The organism is Amycolatopsis sp. FDAARGOS 1241 (assembly GCF_016889705.1).
Lineage (GTDB): Bacteria > Actinomycetota > Actinomycetes > Mycobacteriales > Pseudonocardiaceae > Amycolatopsis.
In genome coordinates this window covers 875,724-890,872 of sequence record NZ_CP069526.1, presented here as the reverse complement: position 1 = coordinate 890,872, position 15,149 = coordinate 875,724, and the positions used below count along the sequence as shown (strand labels likewise).

17 protein-coding genes are annotated in these 15,149 nt (G+C 69.1%); 13 read left to right on the top strand and 4 right to left on the bottom strand.

The genetic code is table 11. The annotated features are described in order from the left end of the window. Positions 1-43: 43 nt before the first annotated feature. Positions 44-1,198 carry a helix-turn-helix transcriptional regulator gene (locus tag I6J71_RS04290; RefSeq protein ID WP_204093534.1) on the bottom strand — a complete coding sequence of 385 codons (1,155 nt, stop codon included), beginning with the start codon at positions 1,196-1,198 and terminating at the stop codon, positions 44-46. A 163-nt stretch (positions 1,199-1,361) separates the two neighbouring features. On the opposite strand from I6J71_RS04290, the gene I6J71_RS04285 reads away from it, so the two are divergent. After that, positions 1,362-1,568, top strand: coding sequence for a hypothetical protein (locus tag I6J71_RS04285; protein WP_204093533.1), 207 nt, complete (start codon positions 1,362-1,364; stop codon positions 1,566-1,568). A gap of 13 nt (positions 1,569-1,581) precedes the next feature. Here I6J71_RS04285 and I6J71_RS04280 read toward each other — a convergent pair whose 3' ends face one another. Further along, positions 1,582-1,935, bottom strand: a complete 354-nt coding sequence (locus tag I6J71_RS04280) for a winged helix-turn-helix domain-containing protein (protein ID WP_204093532.1) — start codon at positions 1,933-1,935, stop codon at positions 1,582-1,584. Between the two features lie 452 nt (positions 1,936-2,387). Here I6J71_RS04280 and I6J71_RS04275 point away from each other — a divergent pair, with 452 nt between their 5' ends. The 11 genes from I6J71_RS04275 to I6J71_RS04225 all read left to right on the top strand — a co-directional run bounded on the left by I6J71_RS04275 (position 2,388) and on the right by I6J71_RS04225 (position 10,576). Further along, positions 2,388-2,687 carry a hypothetical protein gene (locus I6J71_RS04275; RefSeq protein ID WP_204093531.1) on the top strand — a complete coding sequence of 100 codons (300 nt, stop codon included), beginning with the start codon at positions 2,388-2,390 and terminating at the stop codon, positions 2,685-2,687. Continuing rightward, the gene (locus tag I6J71_RS04270) at positions 2,687-3,052 is read left to right on the top strand and encodes a hypothetical protein (RefSeq protein ID WP_204093530.1); all 366 of its coding nucleotides are present in this window, start codon (positions 2,687-2,689) and stop codon (positions 3,050-3,052) included. The genes I6J71_RS04275 and I6J71_RS04270 overlap by 1 nt, the downstream gene beginning before the upstream one ends. Further along, positions 3,052-3,237, top strand: a complete 186-nt coding sequence (locus I6J71_RS04265) for a hypothetical protein (protein ID WP_204093529.1) — start codon at positions 3,052-3,054, stop codon at positions 3,235-3,237. Before I6J71_RS04270 ends, I6J71_RS04265 begins: the two co-directional genes overlap by 1 nt. 107 nt (positions 3,238-3,344) lie before the next feature. After that, positions 3,345-3,638, top strand: coding sequence for a hypothetical protein (locus I6J71_RS04260; protein WP_239154421.1), 294 nt, complete (start codon positions 3,345-3,347; stop codon positions 3,636-3,638). After that, entirely contained in the window at positions 3,635-4,063 is a 429-nt protein-coding gene (locus I6J71_RS04255) for an RRQRL motif-containing zinc-binding protein (protein WP_204093527.1), read from the top strand. The genes I6J71_RS04260 and I6J71_RS04255 overlap by 4 nt, the downstream gene beginning before the upstream one ends. Before the next feature lie 91 nt (positions 4,064-4,154). Next, entirely contained in the window at positions 4,155-4,403 is a 249-nt protein-coding gene (locus tag I6J71_RS04250; RefSeq protein ID WP_204093526.1) for a hypothetical protein, read from the top strand. Continuing rightward, on the top strand, positions 4,390-4,689 hold the full coding sequence (locus I6J71_RS04245; protein ID WP_204093525.1) for a hypothetical protein: 300 nt from the start codon (positions 4,390-4,392) through the stop codon (positions 4,687-4,689). Before I6J71_RS04250 ends, I6J71_RS04245 begins: the two co-directional genes overlap by 14 nt. Further along, positions 4,686-5,774, top strand: coding sequence for a hypothetical protein (locus I6J71_RS04240; protein WP_204093524.1), 1,089 nt, complete (start codon positions 4,686-4,688; stop codon positions 5,772-5,774). The genes I6J71_RS04245 and I6J71_RS04240 overlap by 4 nt, the downstream gene beginning before the upstream one ends. Beyond that, positions 5,774-8,047: a hypothetical protein gene (locus I6J71_RS04235; protein ID WP_204093523.1), complete on the top strand. Its 2,274-nt coding sequence runs from the start codon at positions 5,774-5,776 to the stop codon at positions 8,045-8,047. The genes I6J71_RS04240 and I6J71_RS04235 overlap by 1 nt, the downstream gene beginning before the upstream one ends. A 234-nt stretch (positions 8,048-8,281) precedes the next feature. After that, positions 8,282-9,142 carry a bifunctional DNA primase/polymerase gene (locus I6J71_RS04230; RefSeq protein ID WP_204093522.1) on the top strand — a complete coding sequence of 287 codons (861 nt, stop codon included), beginning with the start codon at positions 8,282-8,284 and terminating at the stop codon, positions 9,140-9,142. A gap of 117 nt (positions 9,143-9,259) precedes the next feature. After that, positions 9,260-10,576: a DUF3987 domain-containing protein gene (locus I6J71_RS04225; RefSeq protein ID WP_239154420.1), complete on the top strand. Its 1,317-nt coding sequence runs from the start codon at positions 9,260-9,262 to the stop codon at positions 10,574-10,576. 292 nt (positions 10,577-10,868) lie between these two features. On the opposite strand, the gene I6J71_RS04220 is transcribed toward I6J71_RS04225, so the two are convergent. Next, on the bottom strand, positions 10,869-11,744 hold the full coding sequence (locus tag I6J71_RS04220) for a hypothetical protein (RefSeq protein ID WP_204093520.1): 876 nt from the start codon (positions 11,742-11,744) through the stop codon (positions 10,869-10,871). A 671-nt stretch (positions 11,745-12,415) separates the two neighbouring features. Further along, positions 12,416-13,516 (bottom strand): redox-regulated ATPase YchF, encoded by a 1,101-nt coding sequence (gene ychF / locus I6J71_RS04215; protein WP_204093519.1) that lies wholly within the window; start codon positions 13,514-13,516, stop codon positions 12,416-12,418. A 102-nt stretch (positions 13,517-13,618) separates the two neighbouring features. Between ychF and I6J71_RS04210 the strand changes: the two genes are divergently transcribed. Further along, positions 13,619-15,037, top strand: a complete 1,419-nt coding sequence (locus I6J71_RS04210) for a DNA-3-methyladenine glycosylase 2 family protein (protein ID WP_304503265.1) — start codon at positions 13,619-13,621, stop codon at positions 15,035-15,037. Positions 15,038-15,149: the final 112 nt, after the last annotated feature.

Below are 15,149 nucleotides of genomic sequence, written 5' to 3'. Positions count from 1 at the left end.
GCAACAGATACAATGCTTTCCCCAATCAAAGGCCATCGGACCTCTACGACTGCAAATCTAAAATCAAATCAGTGAGAACTGCTACGCGCTTATCATTCTTCCATATCGATAAACGTCGGGCAAGCGCTTGGAGCTCCTTCGCCGCCCTAAATGACGGCGCAACCCTTACCGTCTTCACCGCATCCTGACCTGACACGAACGCGCCATCTAGATCTCCGGAAACCGCGTGAATGTTGGCTAGCCGAGCCAACGCTAGGCCTTTGTCGCGCTGGTCGCTACCCGTTGGCCACCCGTCGATTGCGGCTGCAAGTGGCTCAATTGCATCCTTCGGCCGCCCTAGTCGGGCCAGGGTGACTGATCGCTCCATCTGCACATATGACGGCGTGCAGTATTCCGCCTGCGGCTCTGGCTCTCCATTCTCTGTAGCCAATTCAAGGGCGCGCTCAACAGCGCGGACGGCGCCAAGTTCATCACCCTCTAACGCCAAAGCCCGTGACTCAGCTCGCAATGCAAGTGCGAGAGTTTTCGGTCCTACCTGCGACTCGTTTCGAAGCGCAGCCCGAGCAAGGCCCAGGGCCTCACCGGATTTACCAATCTCGCTAGCAATGTTGCTCCGACGCATGAATATGTACGACACCAGAGACATGTCGCCGATCTGATAGGCCATGTCTAGCGCTGTCGCCGTTGATTCTTCTGCACGCCCTTGCTGGCCAGAATCCTGGGCCAGCCATCCCGCCAACTCGAAGTACTTTGCACCGAGGCGAAGGAATGAATCTCGATCAGCACCCTTGACAAATGCCAATGCGCCTTCAATTGTGCGACACTGGGCAGCAACCAGATCAGTCACCAGTTGCGGCCCGTGCTCGCGATCAACCTGTGCATACCGCTCGAACTCCCCAGACAAAAAGTCAAGCGCACCTGAGGAAGCGAGCGGGTGCCCAAACTGGGCCTGTGATTCCTCAGTCGGTTCATCGCGACGTCCTGCTGAAAACCCCAGCTCATCCTTGCTCACACCGAGAGCCGAACAGAGCAACGGCATGTAGAAATCGCCTGGCTCTTGATGGCCGTTCTCCCACTTCGAGAGTCGCGTCTTGAACGTTTCCCATGACGGCAGCTCATCGGTCTTCTGTGTCAGCAACGCGTACAGCCGACGTTGCGAGCCGACCTTTTGCTTGCGGATCTCGCCTAGCCGGTTCACGCCGCACCCCATGCGGAGTGCTCTTGCCGAGGGTGGCGGGGGGTATCCCGGCCCGGGATACCCCCCGCCACCTGGGAATACCTGTTGCCAGGGGCTCCAGTGGACGAATCTTGAGGCATGGCAGTGAACACGCCAAACGATCCGAACAACACTGGAGGTTCCGATGTCCAAGAAGGCCAGCAGCATGATCCCGATGCCGACCAGCGGCGGGAGCGTGCTGCCCAAGCTGATCGGCGGCGCAGTATTGCTTGCACTGCTGGTTGTTGTCGTGAAGCACCCCGCCGACGCCGCGCACTGGGCGAAAGCTGTGATAGACGCAGGGGGCGAGGTAATCGACGGACTCGCATCGTTCCTCCGGCAAGTTGGCTAGATGACGCGCGAAGTCACCGGTTGGCCCTGGACAGTGCAGCGATGACCAGCTTTTCGACATCAGCTAGCTGGTCCCGTAGCCCGGAGATCTTGACCAGGACCCCGCGCAGGTCATCTGCGGTTTCAGCCAGCCGAACCTCAGCCGGGCGTGCCTCGTCGTTGCGGTCACGCACAACGGCACGTCGCCTGTCTTCCGTCGCTACCAACCCTTCGTCATCGAGGACGCGGATCGCGGCCAGCGCGGTTTCTTTCCCGCCTCCGTAGCGAGCAATGAGATCGCGTGAGCTGGGCAGCTTGTCGCCGGGCTTCAGCTCGCCGGACAGGATCAGTGTCCTGAGCGCATCTGCAATGCCGTTCCGCGAAGCCATGCAGTCCCCTTTCGTCCTTCCCCCAGTCTAGCGCTGGGCTAGCCCAGACCCTTGACAACGCCAACTGGGCTATCTACTGTCCCTGTTATCAGATCTGGGCTAGCCCAGATAGTAGGTGGTTCGACCAACTGAAGACCAGGGGAATCCCTCCTAACTGGGCCGGACCACCGGCAGAGGGGGACCTACCGAATAAAGGTCCGGCGTCTAGAAACGCCGGGGTGGCTGCAAGGGCCACCGGCTGAAGAGCGTGCTCCGGCCAGCGCATCGCATGCGCAACCTTGCGGAAGCCACTCGGCTAGGCAGCCAACGACCTGTGACCAGCGCGGATAGCGATATCTGGCGTGCTGGCGGGGCCGTACCCGGTTCGATTCCGGCGGGTGGCACGGCGACGCCCTTCGGGGTTGTCGCGACAGAGATCGTTGTCCATTTTCTTGTGTCGTAAAGGAATTTCTATGGAACGCGCTGCGAATGGTGTGCCGGTGTTGACGGCTTTTCGGCTGTCGGAGGAGCGAGCCGCTGCACGGTATTTGGTGGCCCGTAAGGAGATGGTGCGGCTGGCCACGCGGGTGGCGTCGGTTCGCCAGCTGGTGGTGGAGCAGCCGTTGCGCGCCGATTACCGCGCGGTGCTGCGGGCGCTGGAAGCCGCTCACAGCGATGCGGTGCGCCGCACTCGTCTGGCGTATGAGCGCTGGCACGGGGCGCAACTGCGCTCGGACGCCCACTGGACTGCGACGAGCGGGAAGGCCGCCTGATGACGAGGGCACGGATCACCGCCACCACCGCCACCAAGACCCTGTTTGCGCTGGTGGAAGACCAGATTGTCGGTGTTGCGAGGGAGGAAGAGATGGCGGCCGAGGTTGCCGAGATTGACGCGCTGGTGCAGGACGCCGAACGCGAGTGGATCGCCGCTGACCTGGAGGAATCGTTCCGGGTGTCGCGGGATCTGACCGACCAGGTCCGAGCACGGCGGGCGCACCGCCGCGCGGACCGAGCGGCCCTGCGTACGAACCTCACGCTCAGGTCGAGTTTCGTGGTCGGTTGCCTGCACACGTCGGGTGCGACCGCGACCAGCCACACGCTGGTGCCCGGCCTGGCTGAAGGCGAGGCGGCTGCCTGATGGGCAAGAAGGTCGCGCCGCTGGTGCACCGGATCGCGAAAAAGTCCTGGTGGTCGGGCCGGATCACGGCGTTGTGTGGCGCGACCGAAGAGGCCGGCAACTACGAAACCTCGACGTGGCGGCTGTTCAAGCTGCCCGGTCAGCCCTGCCCCGTCTGCGAGCAGATCGCGCAGGCGCGGACATGACGACTCGCCTGATCTTTCACCCCGACGCGGCGGCCCGAACCGCCAAGAACGCGCCCACCGCGCCGGGTTCCCACCGCCAGCCGCAAGACCGCACGGAGGAATCCCAGATGGTAGCCACGCACGAACCGACGCGCACCGCCACCGAGCAGCCGCGCGAGGCCGTGACCTACACCTACACCCCGCACCAGCTCAACCGCCTGATCTCCCGAGAGGTGTGCGGCCGGCTGCACGAACTGGCCGACACCCTGACAACGAACGCGGCGCTCCTGCTCGCCAACGACGTGGTCCCGGCCGCGGCCAAGCACGCCCGTGCCCGCACCTATCTCGACGTCGCCGCGCAGCTGCGTCACGTCGGGATTGCTGAGCTGGTCGGTGTCACGGTGTCGGAGCTGGCCCAGTGAACCCCCGCAACCGCAAGCAAGAGGTGACCACGGTGTTCGACGGCACCAGGCACCACGTGTGCCTGTGCCGCGGGTTCCGCGACGGGCTGCCGGTGTTCGGGTGGGGCGAGGCCCCCTCGACCCTGCTTACGAAGTCGCAGCTACGGGAGATCGGGATGCGGCCGAACGGACAGGACCCTAAGGGGCTGTTGGTGTTCCGCCACGTCAAGCCCTACGCCCGCGAAACCGTGGCGGAGCTGTTCTCCGTCGAGCTGGCCGCCCCCAAGCGCACCGCCGCGCCCGGGCAGATGGACCACGCGATGGAGGCCCGCCGCACCTGCGTGGACTGCGGAGTCATCCAGGACTACTGCGTGCCCACCAGCACCAGGCAGTGCTGGACCTGCTTCGACCTCGACGAAGCCGACCGGATGGAGGTGGCCGCGTGAGCGACTCCGGTGCCTGGCACGACCTCGTGCAGACCCAACAGGAAGAGATCGACCGCGCCCGCCGCGAAGCCGCCCGCAAGGAGGGCAACCGATGAGCACATTCGACGTCTTGCAGCGCTTCGGTACGTGGCGGCTGCTGCGGTTCACCGGCGCGCTGCTGCTGTTCGTGGCGCTGCACCTGGTCCGGATTCCGTTGGTGCTGGTGGCATTGGCGCTGGAGGTCGCGTTGGGCCTGATCGACGGCTACGCGTCCCGGCAGGCCAGCACCCCACCACGGCGCCCGGTCAACGACTTCTACGCCCACACCACCAGGAAGGAGGCCGGCAATGTCTATGCCTGAGCCGCAGAACACCCCGGCGCCGGACACGACCACGGGCCCGCTGGTTGGCACCGCTTCCCCGCTGCCGACACGCGCCGCGACGGCGAACGGCCCGACGCGCACTGTCCGCACGGCGGTGTGGGCGGGCTGCCACCTGGGCGAGCTGACCGGGGTGTCGGTGCCGCTGGTGCTGACGTTCACCGCGTCCGAGTGGTTCGCCCCGCTCTCCGGGGTGGTCGCGCTGTTGTGGGCGCTGCACACCTGCCGCGAGTTCCGCGCCGGCCGCACCGGGGGTGAGGGTCGATGAGCGAGTTCGTTCGCCGCGGCGGGCTGCTGGTGCCCGCCGACGTGGAGACCATCGTGGCCCGGCCGACGCCGAAGCCGGGGTGCGCCGAGGTTGACGAGTGTGCGCCGGAGCGTCCGGCGGATGGCTACACCGGCCGGGTGCGGGAGCTGGAGGCGGCCGCGGCCGAGGCCGAGCGGGTCCGGGCGCTGCCGTCTGAGGCGGTGCTGGAGCGTCACCAGGAGCTGGCCGAGGCGGACATGCTGGCCGAGCTGGACACCAAGGCGCGGGCACGCGAGCTGGAGCGCAAGGGCGAGCGGGACACGGCCGAGCTGGTCGCGGCCGCGAAGTCGGCGGCCGGGCAGCGCGAGCGGGAGACCGACGTCAACGTCCGCGCGCTGCAACTGGGCCGCCGTCGGCGGCGCTGGACGCTGATCGGCTGGGCGGTGCTGGTCCTGTCGATGGCCTACACGTGCGTCAACGTGCAGCATTTCGCCGCTGGCACCGCGCCTGCGTGGTCGCCGCAATGGCTGGTGGCCTGGGGTGTGGACCCGCTGCTGTCGGCGCTGGTGATCGGGCTGTTGCTCGCCCGGGGTGACCTGGCCGCGTTCGGGGCGGCGATGTCGGCGACGGCGGGGCGCGCCAAGCACGTAATCCTCGGTGTGGAGATCGGGGCGTTGGGGGCGGCGCTGCTGATGAACGTGGCGCCGGAGTTCGACGCGCCACGGGTGCGGTGGCAGGACGTCGCGCTGCACATCGTGGTCCCGCTGGCCGGGGTCGCGGCGGCGGTGGTGCTGCCGATCGTGCAGGGCTTCTACGCCGAGGCGATCACCGGGCTCTACACCGACCCGTCTGCCCGACCGCAGAGCACGATCAACCTGCGCAAACACGCCGAGGACGGCCCGGCGGAGGCCGAGTTGCCCGAGGACGTCCGGACGCTTCTGGACGCCACGAAGCAGGCCGTCGCGGCCGGTGAACTCGGCACCGACCCGACCGGCTACGCGATCTACCGGCACGTGATGAACGGCCGCGGGGACCGCGGCCGCGCCTACCGGGTGGCGCCTTTGGTCCAGGGCTTTCGCCCCCGGCAGGTGAAGGGAGCGGCGTGATGAGCCAGAACCCCCACGACGAACACCCCACCACCACGACCACGCGCGAGAGGTCCCCCATGAACAGCGACAACGAAATCGCCGAAGTGCACTACCTGCCCACTCGACGCGTCGACACCGCGCCGGCCGCGCCCGACACCCAGGTGATCGACGGCGAGGTGATGGACGGCGACCTCCTCACCGCCGAGGAGTACGCCCGGATTCAGCGGGCCAAGGCAATCGAGCGCTACCGCGGCTACCGCAACGATGTGGTGACCGTGGTGCGCACCGCCAAGACGGTCGCCACCCACGAGCGGACCCGCACCGCGGTGCGGGTGTCCGGCTACACGGTGGGGGTGCTGGCCGGCCCGGTCGTCGGGGTGTGGGCCAGCTGGGAGCAGTTCCACAACTGGCGCAAGGCCGCCGAGCACCGCGAGGGCGGCAGCCACCGCCACGAGCCGGTCCCGGAGCGCGCCGCCGCCCAGATGCAGGTGCAGGCCCGCCGCGAGGCGCAGCTGGCGACGCTGGGCCGGGCGCTGAGCAGCAAGCCCGCCGCCGCGTTCTACGGGCTGGTCACCCTGGCGGAGGTGCCGGCGGTGGTGGACTGGGCCCTCAACGGGTGGCCGGTGTGGGAGTACGGGCAGGTCGTGGCCACGATCGACCTGGCCACCGCGGGCGGGCTGCTGGCCGCGCTGACCGTGAACGGGTGGGCCCACCTGCGCAAGGTGTGGAAGAAGCGCAACCGCAAGCGGGTCGGCACGGTCGCCGACGCCGGGGACACGTTGCCGGTGCTGCCCATCGCCGAGGCCCGCCACGACCGCGCCGCGCTGGAGCTGCTGCGTCGTTCCCTGCTGGCGCAGGGTGTCGAGGTCAACCCGATCACCGGGAGGCGCACCGCGTGGGGGTGGGAGCTGGAGATGCAGATCGTCGGTGGTTCGGGCAAGCGCCCCGCCGACGTGATCAAGAAGCTGGAGCAGATCGAGACCGATCTCGACGTGCGCCAGAACGGGGTGCTGGTGCAGCCGCACACCGACCGGCGAGCCCGGTTCACCACCCGCATCATCGAGTCCGACCCGTGGGCCTCGATGCCGCCGCTGCCGGTCTACCGGCCGGGCGAGCGGTGCCTGGCCGACCCGATCGAGCTGGGGTTGCGCCTGGACGGGCGCAACATGTCCGCGTCGTTCCAGTCCACCCACGCGATCATCCTGGCCGCCTCCGGCGGTGGGAAGTCCGGCAAGATCCGCGCCATTGTGGACGGTCTCGCCCACACCAATGACGCGATTCTGTGGGATCTGGACCCCTCCGGTGTCGGCCAGGCACCGCAGGCCGACGCGATGGGACTGCGGGCACTGTCCCCTGAGGACTGCGAGGTGGCGCTGGAGACGGCGTTGCGCATCGCCAACGCCCGTACCCGCATCAAGGACCGGCTCGGCATGGGCGATGAGTGGCAGCCCTCCCCGCAGCACCCGGCCCTGGTGGTGGTGCTGGACGAGTTCCCGCGGCTGACCAAGGAGGGCAAGGCGTTGGCGGTGGCGTTGCTGCGGGTCGCGCGCAAGGCCGGGGTGGTCATCATCTTCGCCTCCCAATCGGCGAAGAAGGACGCCCTCGGTGACTCGGTCGCGGCGGAGGTGGCGTTCAAGGCCGCCGGCCCAGGCCTGGCCGACTACCAGACCCGCCTGCTGTTCGGAGACAACGCCACCAGCGAGGGCTACACCCCGGGCAACTACCGGCCCAAACGCGGCTCGCGGCTCAACGACACCGGCACGTTCTTCCTGGAAGGCTGCATGGAAGGCGACGAACCGATCCCCACCCGCGTGCTCTGGATCGACAACACCGTCGCCGCCCAGCGCGCCCGCCGCGCCGCCGCTGCGGGGCGGCCGGAGTGGGACGCTGTGACACTTTCCGCCGCCGGCCTCACCCTCACGCAGGTCTCGGGCGCCACCAGCCCGGAGGACGCCGCGCTGGCGCAGCGGGCCGCGTTCGACGACGAACAGCGCCGCGCCCGCCTCGGCGTGCTCGGCGAGGTGCTCGACTACCTCGCCGACGACCTCGCCGCCTGGCAGGCCGGCGACACCGACGCCCGCGACGCGGTGTCCTCCGACGAACTCGCCGAGGCGCTGGGCCGCGGCTCCGGCAAGGCCCTCGCCCAGGACTTCCGCGACGTCGGTCTCAAACCCGGCCCCGTCCGCGTCCCCGGAGACAACGGCGAGGACGTCCAAAAACGCGGCTACCGCTTCGCCGACATCACCGCCGCCATCGACAAGCAGCAAGCCACCATCGAACACGGACAGTAACTATCAGGCTGAGCCGGGATGCGGTGTCTCGCCCGTGAAGTGTCACGGAGCCGATGACACTTCGCAGAATCCCCCGAACAGCCGCGATGACGGTTGTGACACTTCCCCGGCTCCGTGCTGGTGACGGCACCAGACCGCCTAGAAGCCACCCCCGGGTGCCACTCCCGCAAGTGTCACAACCCGCTCACACCCACAGGCTATCACTCACCGTAATTGATTTCGGAGGAGACCACCGTGGACACCACGGACACGTTTCTGGAATGGGCGCTCTACCTCGCCGCGATGCGGTGGCCGGTGTTCCCGCTCGTGCCGGGGCGCAAGCAGCCCGCGGTGCGGGAATGGGAAACCCGCGCCACGACCGATCCCGCCCGTATCCGCCGCTGCTGGACCGCCGACCGCTGGAACGTCGCCGTCGCCACCGGCCCGGCCGGGCTGGTCGTGATCGACCTGGACCAGCCCAAACCCGGACAGCCCGGACCCGACGGCGCGACCGCGCTCGCCGACCTCGCCGCCCAGCGTGGCGGGCCGCTCCCCGCGACCTACACCGTCACCACCCCCTCCGGCGGCCAGCACCTGTACTACCTCGCCCCGGCCGGCACCCACCTGCGCAGCAGCGCCAGTCAACTCGCCCCGCGCGTCGACGTGCGAGCGCACGGCGGATACGTGGTGGGGCCGGGGTCGGTCGCCGACGTCGGCGGATGGGAGCTGTGCGACGAGACCGATCCGGTCGAGCTGCCGGGGTGGTTGGTCCAGGCGTGCGCCGAACGCGCGTCTACGGCGATCTCAGCGCCTCGTGAGATCCGCGCTGTGGACCCGAACCGCTATGGGTCGGCGGCACTTGCCGGGGAGTGTGAACGCATCCGTACGGCCGCACCAGAGCAGCACAACGCCGTGCTGTCCGCCGCGGCCTACACCATCGGCCGCAAGGTCGGGGCTGACCTGATCGACCACGCCACCGCCCGCGCCGCGCTGATCGAGGCGGCCGGGCACATGGTCACCGCCGGATGTGACTGCACCGCAAGGGAAGTCGCCCGCGTCGTCGACGCCGGGCTGTCCGCAGGCACCCGCAACCCCATCGCTCGCCGGGCCGCGTGACCACCGCGCCGACCCCCGCCTGACCGCTCATCCATCGGAAGGGACACCACGCCGATGACCAGCCCCGCCCGCCCGCTGCGGTCGGTCCCGCCCAACCCAGCCACCGGAGGAGGTGCCATGCCCGCGACCGCCGACCTGACCGACACCGAAGAACGCGCCCGCGCGCAGGTCGCCCACGCCCGCAAGGCGTTGCCGGGGCTGGACTCCGCGGTCTACGACACTTACTTGGGATGGATCACCCACCAGATCGCGCCCACCACCGAGGCGGACCCGATCGGCATCCTCGCCTCACTGATCTGCGCCGCGGGTGTCCACTTGGGACGCTCCCCGCATGTGCGGGCCGGGGACGACTCGCACCCGCTGTTGGTGTGGCCGCTGATCGTGGGCCGCACCGGGGGCGGGCGGAAAGGGGCCGGGTGGGGCTCGGCACGGCGGGTGCTCACCGCCGCAGATGCGGAGTTCATGACGGTCAACGTCCGCTCCGGGCTCACCTCCGGGGAAGGGCTCGCCGCGATGTTCGCCGCCGACGAAGACGGCCCCGACGACGACGGCAAGCGCGCACCCGGCGCGCTGCCGCCGGGGGACAAGCGGCTGTTGGTGTTCGAGGCCGAGTGGGCCGGGGTCATGCAGCGGATGAAGCGCGAGGGCAACTCGCTCTCGGCCACCTTGCGGAACGCATGGGACGGCGGGGACCTGTCCACCCTCGCCGTGTCCGCGCGCATCGCCAAGGACACCCACGTCGGCATCCTCGGACACATCACCCCGAAGGAGTTCCGCGCCAAGGTGTCCGCCTCCGACCTCGCCGGCGGCACCTACAACCGGTTCCTGCCCATCGCCGTCGCCCAATGCCAGTTCCTGCCCTTCTCCCAAGGCGCGGACCCGAACCTGATCGACCGGCTCGGCTCCGAGCTGCACGAGCGGCTCACCGAAGGGGCGCGATTCGGGACCCTCGGATTCACCGACGACGCGGTCCAACTGTGGCGACGGCTCTACATCGAACTCGGAGGCGACCACGGCGACGCCGAAGGCGGACCGGTGGAGGAGTTCTCCTCCCGCGCAGCACCGAACTGCCTACGCATCGCCGGCATCCACGCCGCACTCGACGGCACCCCCACGATCGGAGTGGCGCACCTGACCGCCGCCGCCGCGCTGGTCCGCTACTCCATCGCCTCCGCCCGCGCCGTCTTCACCGACACCACCGCCCTGACGAAGCTCGCCGCGTGGATCGGCGCGGCCGGCGCGGACGGCCGGACCCGCAAGGCGATTACGGCGGAGTACTTCCGCGGCAACACCCCCGCCGCCGAGATCACCACCCTGCTCGACCAGCTCAAAGCCGCCGGGCAGATCACCGTCACCACCCAACCGCCGGCCAGCGGCCGCGGCCGGCCGATCGAGATCTACACAGTCGCTGCACCTGCAGCCCCTACGAACTAAACGAACTAACGAACTAAATCACTGACCAGCGCAAACGCTGTCAGCCCGACTGATTTAGTTCGTACGGTACGAACTAAGTCCCCAGAGAAACCCCAGGTCAGGCACTTAGTTCGTTAGTTCGTTAGTTCGTACCGGCGGAGAGCAAATACCGTCACCCCCGCCGTATCCGCTACCCCCTCTGCTTAAGGCCCGCGAAACCCCTGGAGACGGGTACCGCGCGAGCGTGCAAGGTGTTTGCCTGCAAAGCTGAACCCCGCACTGGCGCAGCCGCCGCCGGTTGGCTGACGGACGCTCAGCCGCGGACGGGGGGCTTCCACACGTCGGCCGCGGTCTCGGCTGGCGCGATTGCGGTTTCTACCGTGCCGTAGTGTCCCGGCGGCAGTTTCCGCCGCCGTTGGGTGATCGCGGCCGCACACTGAAGCGCGAGGCACAGTGCCACGTAGCCGATGAGCAGGGTCGTGTAGGCGTGCGGCTGGCGGCCTTCTCCGAACACGTCGAACAGCACCAGCGCCGAGTAGCCGGCGGGCGCGGTGCGCTGGATCGCCTCACGCCGTAGCAACCCGTCGGCGGCGAGGGACTCGTCGTCCTCGGCGATCACGGGCTCGCGCAAGGTGGCGCGCACGATGACGCCGGTGCAGAGCGCGCCGAGGGTGAGCAGGCCGAGCCAGCTCCACGCGTAGGTCCGCGCGCCAGGCACTGCAACGAACATCGACAGCGCCAGCAGCGCTCCGCCCGCGAAGGTCGTGGCGGCCGTCGCCCCGTACCAGCCGTCGACCACGCCGGTCGGCCGTGCGACTCCGGTGAGACGGTGAGGCACCAGGACTGCGAGGTTACGCTCGCGAACGCGCCGCGCGCGCCACACGCCGATCTGGAATGCGGCGTATACGAAGTAGAGGCTGGTGCCCGCGGTCATTTCACGACCCTGCACCCCCGGCAGGTACTGGAGGCTCTGGTATCCCACGGCACCGGCGACAGCGAGCACAACGTAGACCACGAACGTGCGCGCCAACGTCGAAGGCGCGGCGTGCGCGGCGATCCGGATGCACAGAAGCCGGGTCGGCAGGGACACCGCGACTCCGCGCCGAGCCAGCCACCTTCGGGTGAAGTCGATCTCCCTCGTCGACGGCTCGGCCGGTGGCCTTCTCCGGTACGCCAGCAAACCCTTCACGGCCTCACTCCCCCTGAAATCGGCCATCGGACCCGCAATCGTGACACAGCTTGTAAAACGACGTCAACGAACACGTTATGGAACACGCAGTCCCGGCCCTGGTTGTTCGCGGCACCGGCTGGTCCGTGTTCGAGGTGGACTCGCCAGATGGGCTGGACCACCACTTTTGCAAGACGAAGTTCGACACTGCACGCGCCGTCGGTGCGGAAGCGACTGGTCGGCAGGGTGCTGATCTCGGGGTAAGCCGGGCCCTTCATGTTTACGAAGCAGCGCGGGCAGCGGCAAACCCAGACCGCCCATCCGCGCTCGACAGGAGGACCGCATGCCATCACCGCGCCCCCACGCCAACACGAGCCACGGGAGACACCCCAGATGGACACCCCCCGCACCCCAAGGATGGCGAGCGCGAAGTCGGCAGGCGACATGGTCGTTCCGCTGCATGCGAATCGCGCTAGTTCAAGTCGGGATGTACGACCAGCGCCCGCGCTCGGCTCCGCCGACAGAGAGCGGCTCGCGAAGCTCGCAGCAGAGATCGTCGCAGGTTGGCCGCCGCTCAGCGAGGACGAGCGCGGACGACTCCGAATCCTCCTGGGTCGTCAAACGACCGGAAGGGCGGCGAAGGCCGCGTGACTACACCAATGTGGGGGCGAGCTGGGCGAACAGCTCGCCCCTTACTTCTTGGATCCAGAGGTTATTCCAGTTCGGAACTCGACCACGTCGCCGTCGGTCATCACGTAGTCCTTGCCTTCCATGCGGACCTTGCCGGCGGCCCGCGCGGCGGCCATGGAGCCCGCCTCCATCAGGTCGGCGTACGAGACGATCTCGGCCTTGATGAAGCCGCGCTCGAAGTCCGTGTGGATCACGCCGGCGGCCTGCGGGGCGGTGGCGCCCTGCGGGATCGTCCAGGCGCGGGATTCCTTCGGGCCGGCCGTGAGGTAGGTCTGCAGACCCAGCGTGTGGAACCCGGCGCGGGCAAGGGCGTTGAGGCCCGGCTCCTCCTGGCCGACGGACTCCAGCAGCTCGCGCACGGACTCCTCGTCGTCCAGCTCGAGCAGCTCCGCTTCGACCTTCGCGTCGAGGAAAACGGCGTCGGCCGGCGCGACGAGCTTGGTGAGCTCCTCGCGGCGCGCCGCGTCGGTCAGCACGGGCTCGTCGGCGTTGAAGACGTAGAGGAACGGCTTCGTCGTGAGCAGGCTCAGCTCGCGCAGCGCGTCGACGTCCACTTCCTTCTGCGCCTGGAACAGCGTGCGGCCGGAGTCGAGGATCTCCTTGGCCTGCTGCGCGTTCTCGAGCGCCGGGCGCGCCTCCTTCTTGGTGCGCGCCTCCTTCTCGAGCCGCGGCAGCGCCTTCTCGAGCGTCTGCAGGTCGGCGAGGATCAGCTCGGTGTTGATCGTCTCGATGTCGCTCGACGGGTCGATGCGGCCGTCGACGTGCACCACGTCCGGGTCGTCGAACACGCGGATGACCTGGCAGATCGCGTTGGCCTCACGGATGTTCGCGAGGAACTTGTTGCCCAGCCCGGCGCCCTCGGACGCGCCCTTCACGATACCCGCGATGTCCACAAAGGACACGACAGCCGGCACGACCTTCTCCGAGCTGAACATCTCCGCGAGCTTGTCCAGCCGCGGGTCCGGCAGCGGGACGACACCGACGTTGGGCTCGATCGTCGCGAACGGGTAGTTCGCCGCGAGCACGTCGTTGCGGGTCAGCGCGTTGAACAGGGTGGACTTGCCGACGTTGGGCAGCCCGACGATACCGAGGGTGAGACTCACGACCAGGGAGTCTACGTGCCGGGCCGGCGCCCCGGCCGACCCGGTAACACCGTGTCGGATTTCCGCCAGTCAAGCCGCTCACCTGCTGGCACCATCGGACGCATGGCCATCGCGACGCTCCCGATCTGGCGGGACACCGAGCGCTGCTACCGCGCTGTCACCGCTCGCGACCAGCGGTTCGACGGCCAGTTCATCATGGCCGTGCGCACCACCGGCATCTACTGCCGTCCGTCGTGCCCGGCGATCACGCCGAAGGCGCAAAACGTGCAGTTCTTCCCGACGTCGGCGGCCGCGCAGGCCGGCGGCTACCGCGCGTGCCGCCGGTGCCTGCCCGACGCCGTGCCGGGTTCGCCCGACTGGAACGTCCGCGCCGACCTGGCCGCCCGCGCGATGCGCCTGATCGCCGACGGCCTCGTCGAACGCGAAGGCGTGCCCGGCCTGGCCCGGCGGCTCGGCTACTCGGAACGCCAGCTCGGCCGCGTCCTCACCGCCGAACTCGGCGCCGGCCCGCTCGCCCTGGCCCGCGCCCACCGCGCGCACTCCGCGCGGCTGCTGATCGAGCTGTCCGCGCTGCCACTGACCGACGTCGCTTTCGCCGCCGGGTTCTCCAGCATCCGGCAGTTCAACGAGACGATCCGCGAAGTCTTCGCGACGACGCCTTCACAGCTTCGCGCGGCTTCGCTGCGGCGCGGCCGCCGCACCGAGAGCGGCTCGACGCGGCTGAGCCTGCGGCTGCCGTTCCGCGCGCCGTTCGACGCGCAGGGCGTGCTGCGCTACCACGCTTCGTGCGCGTTGCCGGGCGTCGAGGCCGTCGAAGAGGACGCCGGCGGCCTCACCGGCTACGGCCGCACGCTGCGCCTCCCGCACGGCCCCGGCCTCGTCCGGCTGAGCCCGCAGCCCGACCACGTCCGCTGCGAACTGGCGTTGACGGACCTGCGTGACCTGGGCAGTGCCGTGGCCCGCGTGCGGCGCTTGCTCGACCTGGACGCCGACCCCGAAGCCGTCGAGCGGGTGCTGTCGGCCGACCCGACGCTGGCTCCGCTGGTCGCGGGTACTCCCGGCCTGCGGGTGCCAGGCGCCGTCGACGGGCCCGAGTTGGTGCTGTGCACGCTGCTCGGCGAGGCCGCGGCCGAGGTCGCCGCGCTCGGCGAGACCGTGCCACCCGCCGAACCGCCGATGGACGCGCTGACGACGCTGTTCCCGACGGCCGAGGCGGTGGCCGCCGCGGACGTGAAGCCGCTGGTCAGGACCGCTGCGGCGGCGATCGTGGACGGCAGCCTCGACCTGCACGTCGGCCGCGATCCCGGCGAGCTGCGGGCCGAACTGCTCGCGTGCGGGGTCGACGCGGGCACGGCCGACTACGTGCTGATGCGGGTGCTCGGCGCCCCAGACGTGCTGCTCACCGGCGACCCCGCCGTGCGCCGCGCCGCCGCCGCGCTCGGCCTCGACCTCGCGGACGCCGCGCGCTGGCAACCGTGGAGTTCGTACGCCTGCCGCCACCTCCAGAGCTTCGCGGCCTGAGTTCGGTCCGGTACGTCATCGGAGCCGGCTGAGTTCGGCCCGGTCATGGGCGGCTCGCTCGGCGTAATGGGTGGCCAGGTCGCGGAGGTCGCCGGTCGCATGAGCGCCCACG